A 13,758-nucleotide genomic window follows, 5' to 3' on the forward strand; every position below is an offset into this window, starting at 1 on the left:
TCTTGATGATGCCCGCGACACCCGATGCCGCCTGGGAGTGGCCGATGTTGGACTTGAGCGAGCCCAGGAGCAGCGGGGCGGGCCGGTCCGCTCCATAGGTGGCGAGCAGCGCCCGGACTTCGATCGGATCGCCCAGGGGGGTGCCCGTTCCATGCCCTTCGACGACATCGACGTCCCGGGGGGACAGTCCCGCGCTCGCCAGCGCGTGGCGGATCAGCTGCTCCTGGGCGGGACCGCTCGGCGCGGTGATGCGCCGTGGGACGCGCCGTCCGAGGCGACGGCGCTTCCCCGGATCACGCCCAGTACACGGTGGTGGTTGCGCCGGGCGTCGGACAGCCGTTCCAGGAGCAGCAGGCCCACTCCCTCACCCCAGGAAGTGCCGTCCGCGGCGCCGGAGTACGCCTTGCAGCGGCCGTCCGGGGCCAGGACACGCATTCTGCTGAACGTGACGAAGGGCCTGGGGGTCGACATCACCGTCGCACCGCCCACGATGGCCAGCGGGCACTCACCGGCCCGCAGCGACTGCATCGCCCAGTGGATCGCGGCGAGCGACGAGGAGCATGCGGTGTCCACCGTCACGCAGGGGCCGCGAAGCCCCAGCACGTAGGAGATCCGCCCGGATGCCACACTCGCCGACGACCCCAGGCTGACCTGCACGTCCAGGGGGTGACCCTCGTTGACGAAACGGGCCCCGTAGTCGTTGTACATCAGGCCCAGGAAGACACCGGTGTCGCTCTCCCGGAGGGACAGGGGCCCGACACCCGCGCGTTCCAGAAGCTCCCAGGACGCCTCCAGCAGCAGCCTCTGCTGCGGGTCCATCCCCACGGCGTCCTTCGGTGGGATACCGAAGGGTTCCGGGTCGAAGTCCGCGGCGTCGTGCAGGAACCCTCCGTAGCGCGCGTACGTGGTGCCGACCGAGTCGGGATCCGGGTCGAACAGTGACTCGGGGTCCCAGCCCCGGTCACGGGGGAAGGGCGAGATGACATCAGCCCCCTCGTCCACCAGCCGCCACAGGCTCTCCGGGGATGCGGCACCCCCGGGGAACCGGCAGGCCATGCTGACAATGGCGATCGGCTCGTGCCCAGCCGACTCCCTCACACCGTTCAAGACAACCTCCACCGGTCGGTCTCGCAACGCATTTCTGGAATCGCCGGTCAGCTTGGATCACTGCACGGAACCCAATGGCGGGGGGAAGCCGATCATTGCCCTTAGGTGCCCAGCCTCTGCACGTTGGATCACCGGTGACCAGGTCAAGGAGGCGGTCGCCAAGACCCTGGGGGCCACGCCGAAGAACGCAACGCACCGGTCGACGCGGTCCATGACCAGGGAGGTGGGCCTGTCCCCGTCGGACATCGCACGGACCTGGGGAACCTTCGGCCTCAAACCACACCTGGTGGGCACCGTCAAGCGCCCGAAGTCTCCAGCCCCGCCCGAGCACGCGCTGGTGCTGTGCGTGGACGAGGAGACGCGTGCGTCACGAGTCGCTGATGGATTCGTGCGGGAGGAAGGACCTGCCGCCGGTCATGGTAGTGGTCGGCTGAAGCCGGAGGCAGGCTGAGCCCCGGGTCGGGGGTGATGCTGGAAGCGGCCTCGACAATGCGGGCCGGTACTGCCGGCCGGCTCGTGCCCGCGAGCGAGGACGGGAAAGGGGCATGGGAAATGAACCGGTGTCAGAAGCCCCGTCGGTCGTCGGTGATCTGCTGAATCCGGTGGATGGAAGCATCCCTGCCCGTCCTGCTCCTGCTGGCGGCCGTCCTCGGTCTGGACAACCCGGCCGACCGCGGCGCAGCGGGTGCAGGTGCCGTTGCGGCAGGTTCCTGACTGTGTGTTGTGCCGGTACGTGGCGCAGTGCGGCTGCTACCACGGGTACGGCACAGCTTCTGCGGCCTGCTGCGCAGCTGTCCCGGCCTCGGCGAGCGCGGCCAGGTTGTCCCGGTCGTCCAGGAGCCGCGGCGCGCGGTACAGGGCCTCGCGGGCCCTGGTGGTGGTGTCGGGTGCGCGGCGGGCGGTCGCGGGCACGCGAACTCCCCTATCTCGGCGGCGAGTCGAGCCCGTGACCCGCAGACGGGAGTCAGAGGGCGGGGTCAGGCTTCCCGGCCGGGGTGTCCGTGGGCGCCCACCCCGGACGCATGGCCGGGAGTACCCGGCACAGGGGCGGAGGTCCCCGAAGGTGTGTCCTCCCGTCCGGCCCGGCGGTACCTGTCCCGGTTTCGGGTGGTGGTCTCCGGGCCGCCGTGAGTCTGTGGTGAGGCGGCCCGGCGGTACCTGTCCCGGTTTCGGGTGGTGGTCTCCGGGCCGCCCTGAGTCTGTGGTGGGGCCGGATCTGCGTCGGCCTGATGGCCGGATCGCTGCCGCCGGGTTCCCGTACATACAGGGACGCTGCATGTTGGTACCGGACCCGAAGGGGACGCCCTGTATCCGTCCGGTCACGGGAACTAGATTGACGGGCTGGTGCACGGAGATCTGTCCGTGGCCATTCCAGCCGTTCCCGGGGGCGCGGTCGCGGGACGCTTCCGGTCAGGGAGGGTGCCGGTGGTGGTGACGGTTCCGACGCGGGTGTCACAAGAGGGATGAGGTCGCGGTCTTCATATGGCTTCGGATGCGCTGAACGGTCTGTTTCTGGTGCTGACGGGTTCGCAGATGCCGGATGCGGATCCGGTGTTGATGCGTGAGCATCTGGTGGTTCCGCAGCGTGAGCTGGAGGAGCAGCTCGCCCGGTTGCAGGAGTTGCTGGTGCAGGTGACGCAGTCGGCGTCGGGGACGTCGTCGAGTGAGTTCTCGGAGGCGTCCTACCGGGCGATGCTGACGCTGGCGTCGCCGGAGGGCCAGACCGTGCTGGCGGGGCTGCGGGACGCGGCGCGGGAGCTGGGGGATTTCGCGGACGAGTCGGCGTATCAGGTGGAGTACATGAACCTGATGATCGTCAAGCAACTGGGAATGTTCGCGGCGGAGTTCGCGGCGACGTTCGTGATGGCGGTCTTCAACCCGGTGGGTGCGCTGCTGCGGCAGGCGTATCTGCGGGCGTTCTACCGGATGGTGCTGAATAGTGTGGTGGCGCGGGTGCTGGCGTCGATCGCGACGCAGCAGGTGCTCCAGATAGGTATCGCGGCGGCGATGGACCGTCTCGCGCAGTGCATGCTCGCGGGAGGGGAAGGACACGACCCGGGGGGACAGGTATCTCACCCAGTCCGTCGCCTTCGGGGCGGTGGCCGGGTTTGTCGCCGTGCCCTTGCAGTTCGCAGCGTCCTGGGCCGCGCAGAACCTGGTCAAGTGGATGGGCAGGGGCGGCCGGGACACCGTGTTCAGCAACGTCGAGAACGCGCTGAACGACGGCGGGCCGCCGCCGTGCTTGGGGAAGGACGCGGCCGACGATGCCGCGGACGACGATGGTCCTGAACTGACGCCGGTGGCGCGCCCGAAGGCTGAGCAGGATCTGGGCGGCTTCGGCGGTGGCAACCTGCCCGCCGGTGGCGGGGGGATTTCGAAGCGGGTGTTCGCGGGGGACTTCGCGGACCGGGTGTCGGCGTTCGCGAACGGCTACGTGCGGGACAACGACCGGACGAACACGGGCCGGTTGTTCATCGAGGATCGAGGATCGAGGATCGAGGACATGGGCGATCTGTTCGCGCGGCGGTTCGGGTCGCGGCCTCGGTGACGATGTCCTGGCCAGGGATCTGGGCCGGACCTGGGCGCAGACGTTCGTGGGAAGCCTCACCCGCGACGATCTCGGGGACTCGCTGCGCACCGTGCTGGGCGGGCCGTTCCGGGACATGTACGGGGACGGTGTGGTGCGGGCCATGTCCACGGTGGTGGGTGAGGTGTACCGGCCCCGCGGCTTCGGCAGCAAGTTCCTCGACTTCGTGATGCACGGCATCGGTGACGGGGTCATCGGTGCCGGTTCGGAAATGATCTACAACGGGATCACCCAGGGCAGGCTCCTGCTCAGCGGCGGCGGATTCCTCACCTCGGTGACCAGCGAGCGCGCCATGGGCATCTCCAACAGCTTCGCGAACTGGGCCGCCGGCAAACGTTCACCGGGACCGGCCCGCTCAGCCCACCCACAGCGGACGACCTGCTCAACGGCGTCGACCCGACTGGCGTACCCACCATGCCCGTCATGACCCCCACACCGGTCCGCATCCCGGCAGCCGAAGGTCCGCAGGTCGATGTTCCGTTGCCGGGACCGGCCCAGGTCAATGGTGTCGGCGGCGGTGAGAGCGCGGAGGAACTGCTGAATACGGGTCCTCAATTCGACTCCCCGGTGCTCACCCCCGGCGGCCCCGGTGGTGTGCTGGCGGCGATGGTGGGGGAGGGGACGCGGGACGCCGCGCCGGATCGGCGACTGGCCCCGGCCCCGACGTCGGACCCCAGGTCCGGCGAGTCCCGGCTTCCGGCCGACCGCCCCCGCGGCGAAGGGAAACCGCACCGGTGCCCAGGGGGATCGTTCCCCCGGCGAGACGTTACGCCGGGGGAACGGTCCGCAAGACCCCGTGATCGGGCGGTCTGTCCGCACCACGACGATGCCCCCGGCCACGACCATCGATGCCGGCCCTCTCTTCGAAGCGCTTTCGCCCGGCACGGACACCACCACAGGCGGGCGGGGCACCCACGCACACCAGCCCATGCCCGGCGGCCACCAGGACACCGAAGACACCACCGGCATCACCGAGTCCACCAGGACAGAGCCACCCGTTCCCACACCACGACCGACGACCCGCCGGCCCCGACCGACAGCAACCCGGACCCGGAGCCGGATGCGTTGTCCGACTCCGGGTCGGACCCGGAAGACGATGCGGCCAGCATCTTCTCCACGGACTCCCACCGCACGGACACCGACATCTTCCCGATCCGGACCACCACCGGCACCGGCATCGCCCGCGTGGCCCCTTCTCCCGGCGAGATCCGCCTGCGCGACGCCGTGGACGCCGCCTCCGGTACCGCCCGCGCACAACACGACACCGACCAGGCCGACAACGACCGCCGCGCCCCCTTCACCAACCCGAAACAGCAGCATCCTTTGACCACGCCCTGCGTGAACTGATGGAGGCTCAGACCCAGGATCTGGGACGGTTCTCCCACTGCAGCTTCCATACCGGTGATCGTCACAGCATGCCCGGTTCAGGGGGCCTGATTCCGCGGAAGGGCCCCCGGGAGACGGCGGCGGCCGGACAGGTGGGTGCTGGCGCCGGTCCCGCAGGTCGCCGTACTCGACCCGGGCGCCAGAGGCGGCGCCGTCTCCGCCTGTTTCCTGCGACGCGCCAGCACACCTGCGCAACCTCTACCCGGTGGCGTCAGGTACCGCCACCCGGTCACAGTCCTCGGCTCCTTGTGGCGCCGCCATTGGCCGTGTGGAGAGGAACAGGCGCCCGCCGGCTGGGTGAAGTCCCGGGTCTCCCGATACGGGGGAGACCCGGGACGGCTGGCCGGCGGGCGGTCAGTTCTGCGGGGTTTCATGCGCGGGCGCCCCCCGAGGTGAGCGCGGGAGCGGACGCGCCGGGCAGGGCATGGGTCGTGGGCCGAGGGCGGGGCGGTCATGCCCCGTACGGCGGTGGGGTGGACGGCTTCACGCGTTGGATTTCTCGGCTTGGTCGCGCAGTTGCGTCTCGCGGATGAGTTCGAGGATGTTGGTCCGAATGTCCACGAATCTCTGGTCCTGGCGGGTGTGGATCTGGTCGCGATCGACGCCGAGTGGCACGTTGAGTGTGGCCTGGACGGTCGCCGGATTCTTGGAGAGGACCACCACGCGGTCCGCGAGGTAGACCGCCTCGTCGATGTCGTGCGTCACGAGAATGACCGAGACATTCCTCTCCCGCTGGATTCGCAGTGTCAGATCCTCCAGGTCCATTCGGGTCTGCGCGTCGATGGAGGCGAAGGGCTCGTCCATGACGAGGACCTCCGGCTCGGTGACGAGTGCCCGCGCGATGGCGACTCGCTGCTGCATGCCGCCCGACAGTTGCCATGGGTGAAGGCCGCCGACGCCGTGCAGGCCGACGCTCTTGAGCGTCTCAGCGACCAGTGGGCGAGTCCGGGCTTTGGCGACGCCGCGTGCCCGTAGCGGGAGGGAAACGTTTTTCTCGATCGTCAGCCAGGGGAACAGCGACCGGCTGTACTCCTGGAAGACGATGGAGATGCGGTCACTGGTGCCGGTCAGGGGTGCACCGTCCAGAGCCACTGTTCCCGAGGTCGGCGGCATGAGACCGGTGAGACACCGCAGCAGGGTGGTCTTTCCGGCCCCCGACGGGCCGACGACGCAGACGAGTTCCCCGGTTCGCACATCAAGGGTGATCCGGTCCAGGACCGTCTTCGATTCCGTGCCTCGTCCGTATGACTTCGTCACCTCGGCGAGACTCAGGCGGACCGGACTGCTCAGCTTCTGCATGGTCTTCTGATCCGTTCTGTGGGCGTCGTGGCTGTCATGCGTCGTGGGCGCGTGCACGCATGCCGATGTGCCACGCGAGAACTCGATTGCGAATGCCGGTGAAGACGGCATTCAGGAGAAACCCGAGGACTGCCAGAACGATGATCCCGGACCAGACGCCGGGGGAGTTGAACGTCAACTGGGACTGCACCGTCTGATAGCCGATGCCTCGTGTCGACGCCACCATCTCACTGGCGACCATGAGCACCAGAGCGAACTGCAGACCGGTCTGCAGGCCGGCGAACATGGAGGGCGTCGCCGACGGGAGCCAGAGGCGCGTCAGACGCTGGACCGGTCTCAGTCTCATCGCCTTGACGGCGTCGAGGTGACCCGCCTCGGTCTGGCGGACCCCGTCGATCGTCGCGAGCAGAACGGGGAAGAAGGAGCCGAGGGCGACGATCGTCACCTTTGACAGGTCTCCGACCCCGAACACCAGGACCATGGGCGGGATGAGCATCAGCGGCGGGACCGAGCGGGCGAAGTTCATCATCGGCATCACCAGTTCCGATGCCCATCGGACCAGGCCGACCCCGAGGCCGAGACCGACGCCGGCCACGGTGGCGATGCCGTAGCCGGTGAACAGATTGCGCAGGCTGGGCACCACGTCGGAACCGGCGGCTTCGAAAAGCCACACGGCGTTGAGGCTGTCGACGATGAGGCTGATGCCCGGATAGAACGGATCGGCGGCGTCGCGGGTCCACAGGTAGTACCCGAGGACCGTGATGATGGGGACGGGTGCTCCGAACAGAAGCCTGCGGAGTCTGCTCATGCTCGGCCTCCAGATCGGTGATTCACGGTGGCGATTCGCTCGATGGCCCCGAGAGCGGTCGCATAGGCCATCCCCAGGAAGCCAGTCCACAGGATGACGGCGAACACCGTGGCCACTTGCCCCGTTTCCTGTGCTGTGGCGACCAGACGGCCGATGCCGGGAGTGCCGACGAGGATGCCGGTGCCGATCGTGAGCATCAGCGATGTCGCGGCGCCGATCCGGACGCCCGTGGCCGCGAACGGGAACGCGCTGGGAAGGACGACATTGAACTGGGTTCGCCACCACGAGAGTTTGAGGGCCCTGGCGGTCTCCAGAGCCACCGGGTCGGTTGCCTGCACACCGGCGCGAACCTGGATGAGTATCGGCCACGTCGCTCCGAGCGTGGCGAGAATGACGGCGAGCTGTGTCGACGGGCCCACAGTGAGCACCAGGAGCGGAATGAGTACGACCGGGGGGAGCGGGCGCAAGAACTGCAGCGTCGGATCGAGCACCGCGAACACGCTCTGCGAGTAGCCGGTCGAGGCGCCCACCGCGGTGCCGATGAGGAGGGCGATGGCGAGCGACAGAAGGGAGATCCACACGGTCACCGCCACCGCACTCCAGAAACTCGGCCGGGTCGCCAGATCCACCGCAGTGCTGAAGGTGTCATGAACGGTCGACAGGCCGGGCGTGTCCCCGAACGGTCCGGCTGTGGTTGCCCACCCCCAGATCACCAGCCACAGTCCGATGCCGACGCCGCCGAGAACGATGCCTCTGGCTTTCGGATGCATGACCCTCTCCCGACTGCTACTTCGTCGCCACAGGGTCGATCGCCCCGTTCAGGTCGATCGGTCCGCGGAGAAATCCGTAGTCGAGCATCAGGTCCTCGAACCGCTTGATGCCGGCGACGTCGACCGTGTCGTAGAAGTAGGGCACGACACTCGACGCCACTGTCTCCGGGGCGACGTCCGCAGCCCTCGCGTAGGCGGCACGCACCTCATCGGGGTGGCCGGACGCGTAGCTCGTCGACTCCCGTACGGCGCAGTTGAACCGGGCGACCGTCTCGGCGTTCGATGTGATGTAGCTGTCGCTCGCGATCAGTACGGAGGTCGGGCCCTCGTGCAACGTCTCGACTCCGCTCCAGGAGACGACCTGCGCACCCTTCTGGTCGGCGTCCAGAATCATCGGGACTCCGGACTGGGCGGCATCGACCTTGCCGGCGAGCAGGGCGTTGTACGCGTCGGCGGGGGGCATGACGACGAACTTGACGGTGCTCGAATCGCCACCGTTCTCATCGATCACGTAGCGGGCTGTCAGCTCGGACTGGCCCTGTACGTCGTTGACCGCGACCGTCTTGTTGCTGAGGTCGCCAGGGCTGCTGAGGCCGCTGTCCTTCATCGTGAGGAGGGCTGTCACCTCGGTCGTGTAGCCCTCTTCGCCGGCCTTCATCTTGTCGTAGTAGTCCGGTGCGATTCCGGCGTACGGGGCGATGATCTTCACGGGGATGCCGCCCTGCAGGGCCTGCAGCAGCGGGATCGTGCCGGTGAAGCCGAAGTCCGCGGATCCGCCCTGGACCGCTGCGATCGCCGCCGGGATCGCCGAGACCTCCTCGACTTCGAGCTTGATGCCGTTCCTGGCGAAGTAGCCCTGCTCGTTCCCGAGATGCATGGCGCCCGCGCTGAGGATCGGCATCATCGCCACCGATATCGACGTGGTGCTGTCCGCGTTCGGATTCGCACAGTCGTAGTCGGTCTCCGCCGAGGCGGACGCCCCGCTCGATCCGCCGCACGCGGAGGCGAACAGCGCCGCTCCGAGCGCGAGAGCCAGCGCCGATCTCCGGTGAATGTTCGAGTGCATGGACTGTCTACCTTCCTCTGTGGTCCGCAGCGGGCTCGGTCACTTGACTGTCACGACCCGGTCCTTCATTCGTTCACTTGCATCCGAGAAGTCCGACAGGCGTGCACCGGCCCTGAGGTCCGCGCGCATCCTGGCCTCCGCCTCCTGGGCGGCCACGGCCCGCCCGGCAAGGGCGGCGAGGTCCTCCGGGGCGATGAAGAGCACCCCGTTCGGATCGGCGATGACGACATCACCGGGGTTGACCGTCGAGTGGTCTATGACCACCGGGACATTGATGTCCCCTTCGATTCCCAGCGCCCGGGTCGTCACCGCCGATCTCCCCCTGGCGAACACCGGGATCGTCAGCCGTTCGAGATCCTCCAGGTCGGTGGCCATGCCGTCGATGACGATGCCGCGGGCGCCGCGTTCCTGGGCCAGCCAGGCGATGATCGCGCCCACGCACGCGCGCCGCCGGTCCCCGCCCATGTCGACCACGAGAACGTGGCCGGGACCGATCTCGTCGACGGCGACATGAAGGGCCGTCGCGTCCATTCCGGCGAGGCGGACAGTGAAGGCAGACCCGACACAGTGCCGGCTGGCGGTGAGCGGATGGATGCCGTGTGCGAAGCCTGTGTCCTGCCAGTGGCCGAGGGTCGACGGTTCGATCTTCGACGCCACCTCATCGGCGGCGTCGTCGAGCGCGGGGGGAACAGCCCCGATCCGAAACATGGCTCTCCTGATGTCAGTTGTCCCGCAGGTCCGGCACGACCCGGAAGCGGCGGTTGGCGAGAGACGGGTTCACTGCCCGCAGGCTGTCGATGCGTGTGAGATCGAGGTCCGCGGTCACCAGTTCCTCGGACTCACCCAGTTCGGCCATCACTTCGCCGCTCGGGCCGACGATGACACTGTGACCGGTACAGAGCGGCCGTGCCTGGTTCGCCGCCACCACGAAGCAGGTGTTCTCGATGGCCCGCGCCCTGGCGAGCACCAGCCAGTGTTCGACTTTCTCCGGTCCGGGGATCCATGCGGCGGACAGCAGCAGCACGCGCGCCCCCGCGTCGACCGCCTTCCGGGCGCTCTCGGGAAAGCGCAGGTCGTAGCAGACATTGAGGCCCGCGGTTGTCTCCGCCGCCTCGAACGTGACGCCGTTGTAGTTGTCCGATGGCGTGATGTGGTCCGACTCGCGGAACCCGAAAGCGTCGTAGAGATGCACCTTGCGATAGCTCGCACCGACTTCACCGTCGGAGTCGATCGCCACGCAGGTGTTGAAGATCTGCCCGCTCTCGATCTCCCACACACCGGCCACGAGCTGAATCGTGTTCCGGGCCGCGATACCTCGCAGCGCCGAGACGAAGTCACCGTCGATCGGCTCGGCGACGGTGATCACCTCCGCCAGATCGGTGCCCGCTGCCATGGACGCCTCTGGAAACACGATCAGGGCGGAGCCGGCACGGCTGGCATCCTCAGCCATCTTCGCCATCTTGTCCAGGTTCGCCACCAAGTCGAGACTCGTGGCGATCTGTCCGACTGAGATTCGCAACGCACTACCTTCCCATGCGTACGTCGTGTATACATGGAGTGTGTACCACATCCACACGGCTAGTGCCCAGGGGTGTGAGTCGGGTTTTACACGACGGACTCTCGACCGGTCGGAGGGGCAATGGGTGGCGGTTCGGCCACGGACAGGGCATATGAGTGGCTGCGGGACAGGATCGTGATGGGTGATCTGCCCGTGGGGTCGTTCGTCGAGGAGGCCACGGTCTGCGACGCGACAGGTGTCTCCCGGACACCGGTGAGAGAAGCCATGCACCGGCTCGCGGGCGAGCGCATCCTGCAACTGGTTCCCCGCAGGGGCGCTCAGGTCCGCGGCATCAGCGCCCGCGAGGTGCTGGAGGCATACGACGCTCGGTGGCTGATCGAGAGCACGGCGGTGAAGTCGGTGATCTCGCAGGGAACCGACCTCGGGGGCCGCATGGAACAGCACCTCGCCGAGATGGCCGCCGTGGTGGACGAGGCGATCCACGACGGCTCCCCTTCGGCTCGGGCCGCGTACAGCGCGGCGGACCAGGCTTTCCACCGCACCTATGTCAGTGCCTACGGGAACACGTTGCTGACCGACTTCTACGACCGTCTCTGGCCCCTGCACACCTGGATGTCCGTGCAGACGAGCCTGGCGGCCCACGCCGAGCAGATCCACGCACAGCACAAGGCGATCCTGGACGCCGTGATCGGCCGAGACGAGAAGGCAGCGCTGCACACGCTGAGGCAGCACCTGCGCCCCTTCGCCCAATGAGCAGGGGCCCGAGCGGCCCAAGGGCCTCATCCGGTTCGACATGTCAGTTCACATGAGGAGTTTGACGTGACCCAAGTGGGATTCTGGCTCACCGACGGCAGCACACCCGCTGCTGAGATCGTGGCCGAGACGGGCTACGACTTCGTGGTCCTGGACATTGAGCACGGCATGTTCGACCTGGAGACGCTGGACCGCTTCATCCCGCTTCTCAGGAACCTCGGCCTGAAGGTGTTCGCGAAGGTGCGCGAACCCTCTGCCGCCGCCATTCAGCAGCCACTCGACTTCGGAGCGACCGGCGTGATCGTTCCACACGTCACGACCGCCCAGCACGCCGAGGAACTCGCACGCTTCGCGAAGTACCCGCCTCGTGGCGAACGCTCCATGGCCGGCGGGCGCCTGTTCCGCTACGGCCCGTGGACCGACGAGCGCATGTCGGAACTCGACTCCGAGACACTGTTCTTCCCGCTGGTCGAGCACCCGCTCGCCGTCCGGGACATCGACCTGATCGCCGGCCTGGAGAACGTCGATGGATTCCAGATGGGACCGGGTGACCTGTCGCTCATGAGCGGTCGTGGCGCATTCAGCCAGACCGACGCCGATTGGGCCGACATCGAACGGTGCGTTGACGCGATGCAGCAGCGCGGGAAGCCCTGGATGTACCCCGCCTGGACCGAGACGGAACTCAACTGGGCCCTCAGCCGGAAAGCCCCCTACATCATCGTCAGCGCCCAGTACGCCGCCTTCCGGCAGGCGGCGGACATCATCAGGAGCCGGACCAGCTCGGCAATCAAGACGGCGAAACGGGCCGCTGAGCCGGCTCAGTGAGGTCTGTTCACCGCAGCAGTGACCTCGCACCGCACGGCATTCTCCTGAGCGAGCGCACGCACAGGACCGACTGAAGGCGTTCCGGTGGGCGACCCGATGCAACATCAGCGCCCGACGACGGCAGTCCCGTCTCGGCCGGGCCGGTCCGATCCCTTGAGAACAGCGATCGGCTACGACGGCCGGCACCGCACAGTGACCGCCGTCCACGGTCAAGGGAGAGCCCGGCCTTGCACGGACGGTGTGTCAGTGATCTGGTGGGGCCCCGCAAGGCTGGCCTCCAGGTGTCTCATGAGTGCTGTCCCGAGAGCCTCGGGCTGCTCGGCGGCGAGGTGCCCGGAGGGGATGATCTCCAGATGGGCACAGGGAATCCCGTCCCTGAGCTCGTATGTGTGCTCCAGCGGTGTGGCCGTGTCCCGTGAGCCTCCCACGATGAGGGTGGGGGCGATGATGTCGGCCAGACACGGTCCCAGGTCAAGGGCGGCGAGGGCATCGCAGCAGGCCGCGTAGCCGACCGGATCGGCCTCTGCCAGGTTGCGGAGGAGACGGCTGCCGAGGGTGCTCTCGGCGAAAGAGGCTGTGGCGAACCAGCGGCCAGGGCTGGTCGCCAGCAAGGGAGCGGTCCCCTTGAGCCGCACCAGCTCGGCGCGCTCGTGCCAGGAACCAGGCGCTCCGAAACTCGCGGAGGAACAGACCAGGGCCAGTGACGCGACGCGCTGTGGGTGTCGGGCGGCCAGGCAGGCCCCGATGGCCCCGCCCAGGGAGATGCCCGCGTAGTGGAAGCGGTCCCAGTCATGGCGGTCGGCAAGGTTCAGGACCAGCGAGGCGAGGTCCTCGACCGTCGTACGGCCTGCGTTCGGATCGCGGAGGAGTCCGGTGCCGGATCCGCCGTGCCCGGGAAGGTCGAAACGCAGTACCCGGAAGCAGCGCGCCAGAGTGGGCAGTTGGGCCTCCCAGAGCACCATGGAGGTGCCCAGAGACGGGCCGAGGATCAGCGCGGGCGCACCGGCCGGGCCGTCGAGGCGGTGGTGGAGGACAGGCGGTGACACAGCAGCTCCAGCGGGTCGGGCGGTCAAGGACATTCCAGGACGAGGGCGAGGCCCTGGCCGACGCCGATGCAGAGGGTGGCGATGCCGGTGCCGGAGCCGCGGCGGGCGAGCTGGTGGGCGACGGTCCCGGCGAGCCGGGCGCCGGACGCGCCGAGGGGATGGCCGAGGGCGATGGCCCCGCCCTGCGGATTGAGGACGGCCGGGTCGAACTCGGGCCACTCGGCGACACAGCCGAGGACCTGTGCCGCGAACGCCTCGTTCAGCTCCAGGACCGACAGGTCGGTGAAGTCCCGGCCCGCCCTGCGCAGTGCGCGCCGCACGGCCTCGACGGGCGCGAGCCCGAAGTAGTGCGGCTCGGTTGCGGACACTCCGGTCGCGCTCACCCGGGCGAGCGGTTCACGGCCGGTGGCCGCGAGGCCCTCCTCGTCGGTGAGGAGCAGCGCGGCGGCTCCGTCGTTGAGGGGTGAGGCGTTGCCGGGTGTGACGGTCCCGTTCGTGGTGCGGAACGAGGGCCTGAGCCTGGCCATGGCGGTGAGCGAGGCATCGGCGCGTACCGATTCGTCGGCGCTGACGACGACGGGGTCGCCCTTGC

16 protein-coding genes and 1 pseudogene are annotated in these 13,758 nt (G+C 68.3%); 6 read left to right on the forward strand and 11 right to left on the reverse strand.

Annotated features, from left to right (window positions below; all coding sequences use genetic code 11):
- Nucleotides 1-13: 13 nt before the first annotated feature.
- The 3 genes and pseudogenes from ABZX40_RS39140 to ABZX40_RS39150 form a co-directional block, all read right to left on the reverse strand.
- Nucleotides 14-250 (reverse strand): annotated as a pseudogene (locus ABZX40_RS39140) (polyketide synthase); the annotation flags it as partial.
- A complete protein-coding gene (locus ABZX40_RS39145) occupies nt 214-1,098 on the reverse strand; it encodes a polyketide synthase (RefSeq protein WP_355750685.1) in 885 nt (294 codons plus the stop codon). The gene ABZX40_RS39145 and the pseudogene ABZX40_RS39140, both read right to left, overlap by 37 nt.
- Nucleotides 1,099-1,857: 759 nt before the next feature.
- Nucleotides 1,858-2,019: a hypothetical protein gene (locus tag ABZX40_RS39150; protein ID WP_355750645.1), complete on the reverse strand. Its 162-nt coding sequence runs from the start codon at nt 2,017-2,019 to the stop codon at nt 1,858-1,860.
- Between the two features lie 570 nt (nt 2,020-2,589).
- Here ABZX40_RS39150 and ABZX40_RS39155 point away from each other — a divergent pair.
- The 4 genes from ABZX40_RS39155 to ABZX40_RS39170 all read left to right on the forward strand — a co-directional run bounded on the left by ABZX40_RS39155 (nt 2,590) and on the right by ABZX40_RS39170 (nt 5,041).
- Nucleotides 2,590-3,396: a hypothetical protein gene (locus tag ABZX40_RS39155; RefSeq protein ID WP_355750648.1), complete on the forward strand. Its 807-nt coding sequence runs from the start codon at nt 2,590-2,592 to the stop codon at nt 3,394-3,396.
- A 10-nt stretch (nt 3,397-3,406) separates the two neighbouring features.
- Nucleotides 3,407-3,655 carry a hypothetical protein gene (locus ABZX40_RS39160; protein WP_355750651.1) on the forward strand — a complete coding sequence of 83 codons (249 nt, stop codon included), beginning with the start codon at nt 3,407-3,409 and terminating at the stop codon, nt 3,653-3,655.
- A 46-nt stretch (nt 3,656-3,701) separates the two neighbouring features.
- A complete protein-coding gene (locus ABZX40_RS39165; protein ID WP_355750653.1) occupies nt 3,702-4,121 on the forward strand; it encodes a hypothetical protein in 420 nt (139 codons plus the stop codon).
- Between the two features lie 638 nt (nt 4,122-4,759).
- A complete protein-coding gene (locus ABZX40_RS39170) occupies nt 4,760-5,041 on the forward strand; it encodes a hypothetical protein (protein WP_355750655.1) in 282 nt (93 codons plus the stop codon).
- 522 nt (nt 5,042-5,563) lie between these two features.
- Here ABZX40_RS39170 and ABZX40_RS39175 read toward each other — a convergent pair.
- The 6 genes from ABZX40_RS39175 to ABZX40_RS39200 are packed head-to-tail and all read right to left on the reverse strand — an operon-like array spanning nt 5,564 to nt 10,593.
- A complete protein-coding gene (locus ABZX40_RS39175; RefSeq protein ID WP_355750658.1) occupies nt 5,564-6,379 on the reverse strand; it encodes an ABC transporter ATP-binding protein in 816 nt (271 codons plus the stop codon).
- Nucleotides 6,380-6,413: 34 nt separating this feature from the next.
- The gene (locus tag ABZX40_RS39180; protein WP_355750660.1) at nt 6,414-7,187 is read right to left on the reverse strand and encodes an ABC transporter permease; all 774 of its coding nucleotides are present in this window, start codon (nt 7,185-7,187) and stop codon (nt 6,414-6,416) included.
- Nucleotides 7,184-7,957 (reverse strand): ABC transporter permease subunit, encoded by a 774-nt coding sequence (locus tag ABZX40_RS39185; RefSeq protein WP_355750663.1) that lies wholly within the window; start codon nt 7,955-7,957, stop codon nt 7,184-7,186. Before ABZX40_RS39185 ends, ABZX40_RS39180 begins: the two co-directional genes overlap by 4 nt.
- Before the next feature lie 16 nt (nt 7,958-7,973).
- Entirely contained in the window at nt 7,974-9,023 is a 1,050-nt protein-coding gene (locus ABZX40_RS39190) for an ABC transporter substrate-binding protein (protein ID WP_355750665.1), read from the reverse strand.
- Nucleotides 9,024-9,062: 39 nt separating this feature from the next.
- Nucleotides 9,063-9,731 (reverse strand): RraA family protein, encoded by a 669-nt coding sequence (locus ABZX40_RS39195; protein ID WP_355750668.1) that lies wholly within the window; start codon nt 9,729-9,731, stop codon nt 9,063-9,065.
- A 13-nt stretch (nt 9,732-9,744) separates the two neighbouring features.
- The gene (locus ABZX40_RS39200) at nt 9,745-10,593 is read right to left on the reverse strand and encodes a carbon-nitrogen hydrolase family protein (protein WP_355750671.1); all 849 of its coding nucleotides are present in this window, start codon (nt 10,591-10,593) and stop codon (nt 9,745-9,747) included.
- A gap of 69 nt (nt 10,594-10,662) precedes the next feature.
- Here ABZX40_RS39200 and ABZX40_RS39205 point away from each other — a divergent pair, with 69 nt between their 5' ends.
- Complete coding sequence (locus tag ABZX40_RS39205) at nt 10,663-11,295, forward strand: GntR family transcriptional regulator (RefSeq protein WP_355750674.1); 633 nt, start codon at nt 10,663-10,665, stop codon at nt 11,293-11,295.
- A 66-nt stretch (nt 11,296-11,361) separates the two neighbouring features.
- Entirely contained in the window at nt 11,362-12,120 is a 759-nt protein-coding gene (locus ABZX40_RS39210; RefSeq protein WP_355750677.1) for an aldolase/citrate lyase family protein, read from the forward strand.
- Between the two features lie 209 nt (nt 12,121-12,329).
- On the opposite strand, the gene ABZX40_RS39215 is transcribed toward ABZX40_RS39210, so the two are convergent.
- Entirely contained in the window at nt 12,330-13,166 is an 837-nt protein-coding gene (locus ABZX40_RS39215; RefSeq protein ID WP_355750680.1) for an alpha/beta fold hydrolase, read from the reverse strand.
- A gap of 23 nt (nt 13,167-13,189) precedes the next feature.
- A partial coding sequence (locus ABZX40_RS39220; protein WP_355750683.1) for a thiolase family protein occupies nt 13,190-13,758 on the reverse strand: 569 nt, incomplete at its 5' end.

Origin of the sequence: Streptomyces sp. NPDC004610 (genome assembly GCF_040609715.1) — a bacterium.
Taxonomy (GTDB): domain Bacteria; phylum Actinomycetota; class Actinomycetes; order Streptomycetales; family Streptomycetaceae; genus Streptomyces.

What these genes read in the sequence shown, in the direction of transcription:
- ABZX40_RS39155 (WP_355750648.1), top strand. Translation starts at nt 2,590, where the DNA reads ATGGCTTCGGATGCGCTGAACGGTCTGTTTCTGGTGCTGACGGGTTCG.
- ABZX40_RS39175 (WP_355750658.1), bottom strand. Translation starts at nt 6,379, where the DNA reads ATGCAGAAGCTGAGCAGTCCGGTCCGCCTGAGTCTCGCCGAGGTGACG.
- ABZX40_RS39180 (WP_355750660.1), bottom strand. Translation starts at nt 7,187, where the DNA reads ATGAGCAGACTCCGCAGGCTTCTGTTCGGAGCACCCGTCCCCATCATC.
- ABZX40_RS39185 (WP_355750663.1), bottom strand. Translation starts at nt 7,957, where the DNA reads ATGCATCCGAAAGCCAGAGGCATCGTTCTCGGCGGCGTCGGCATCGGA.
- ABZX40_RS39190 (WP_355750665.1), bottom strand. Translation starts at nt 9,023, where the DNA reads ATGCACTCGAACATTCACCGGAGATCGGCGCTGGCTCTCGCGCTCGGA.
- ABZX40_RS39195 (WP_355750668.1), bottom strand. Translation starts at nt 9,731, where the DNA reads ATGTTTCGGATCGGGGCTGTTCCCCCCGCGCTCGACGACGCCGCCGAT.
- ABZX40_RS39200 (WP_355750671.1), bottom strand. Translation starts at nt 10,593, where the DNA reads ATGTGGTACACACTCCATGTATACACGACGTACGCATGGGAAGGTAGT.
- ABZX40_RS39205 (WP_355750674.1), top strand. Translation starts at nt 10,663, where the DNA reads ATGGGTGGCGGTTCGGCCACGGACAGGGCATATGAGTGGCTGCGGGAC.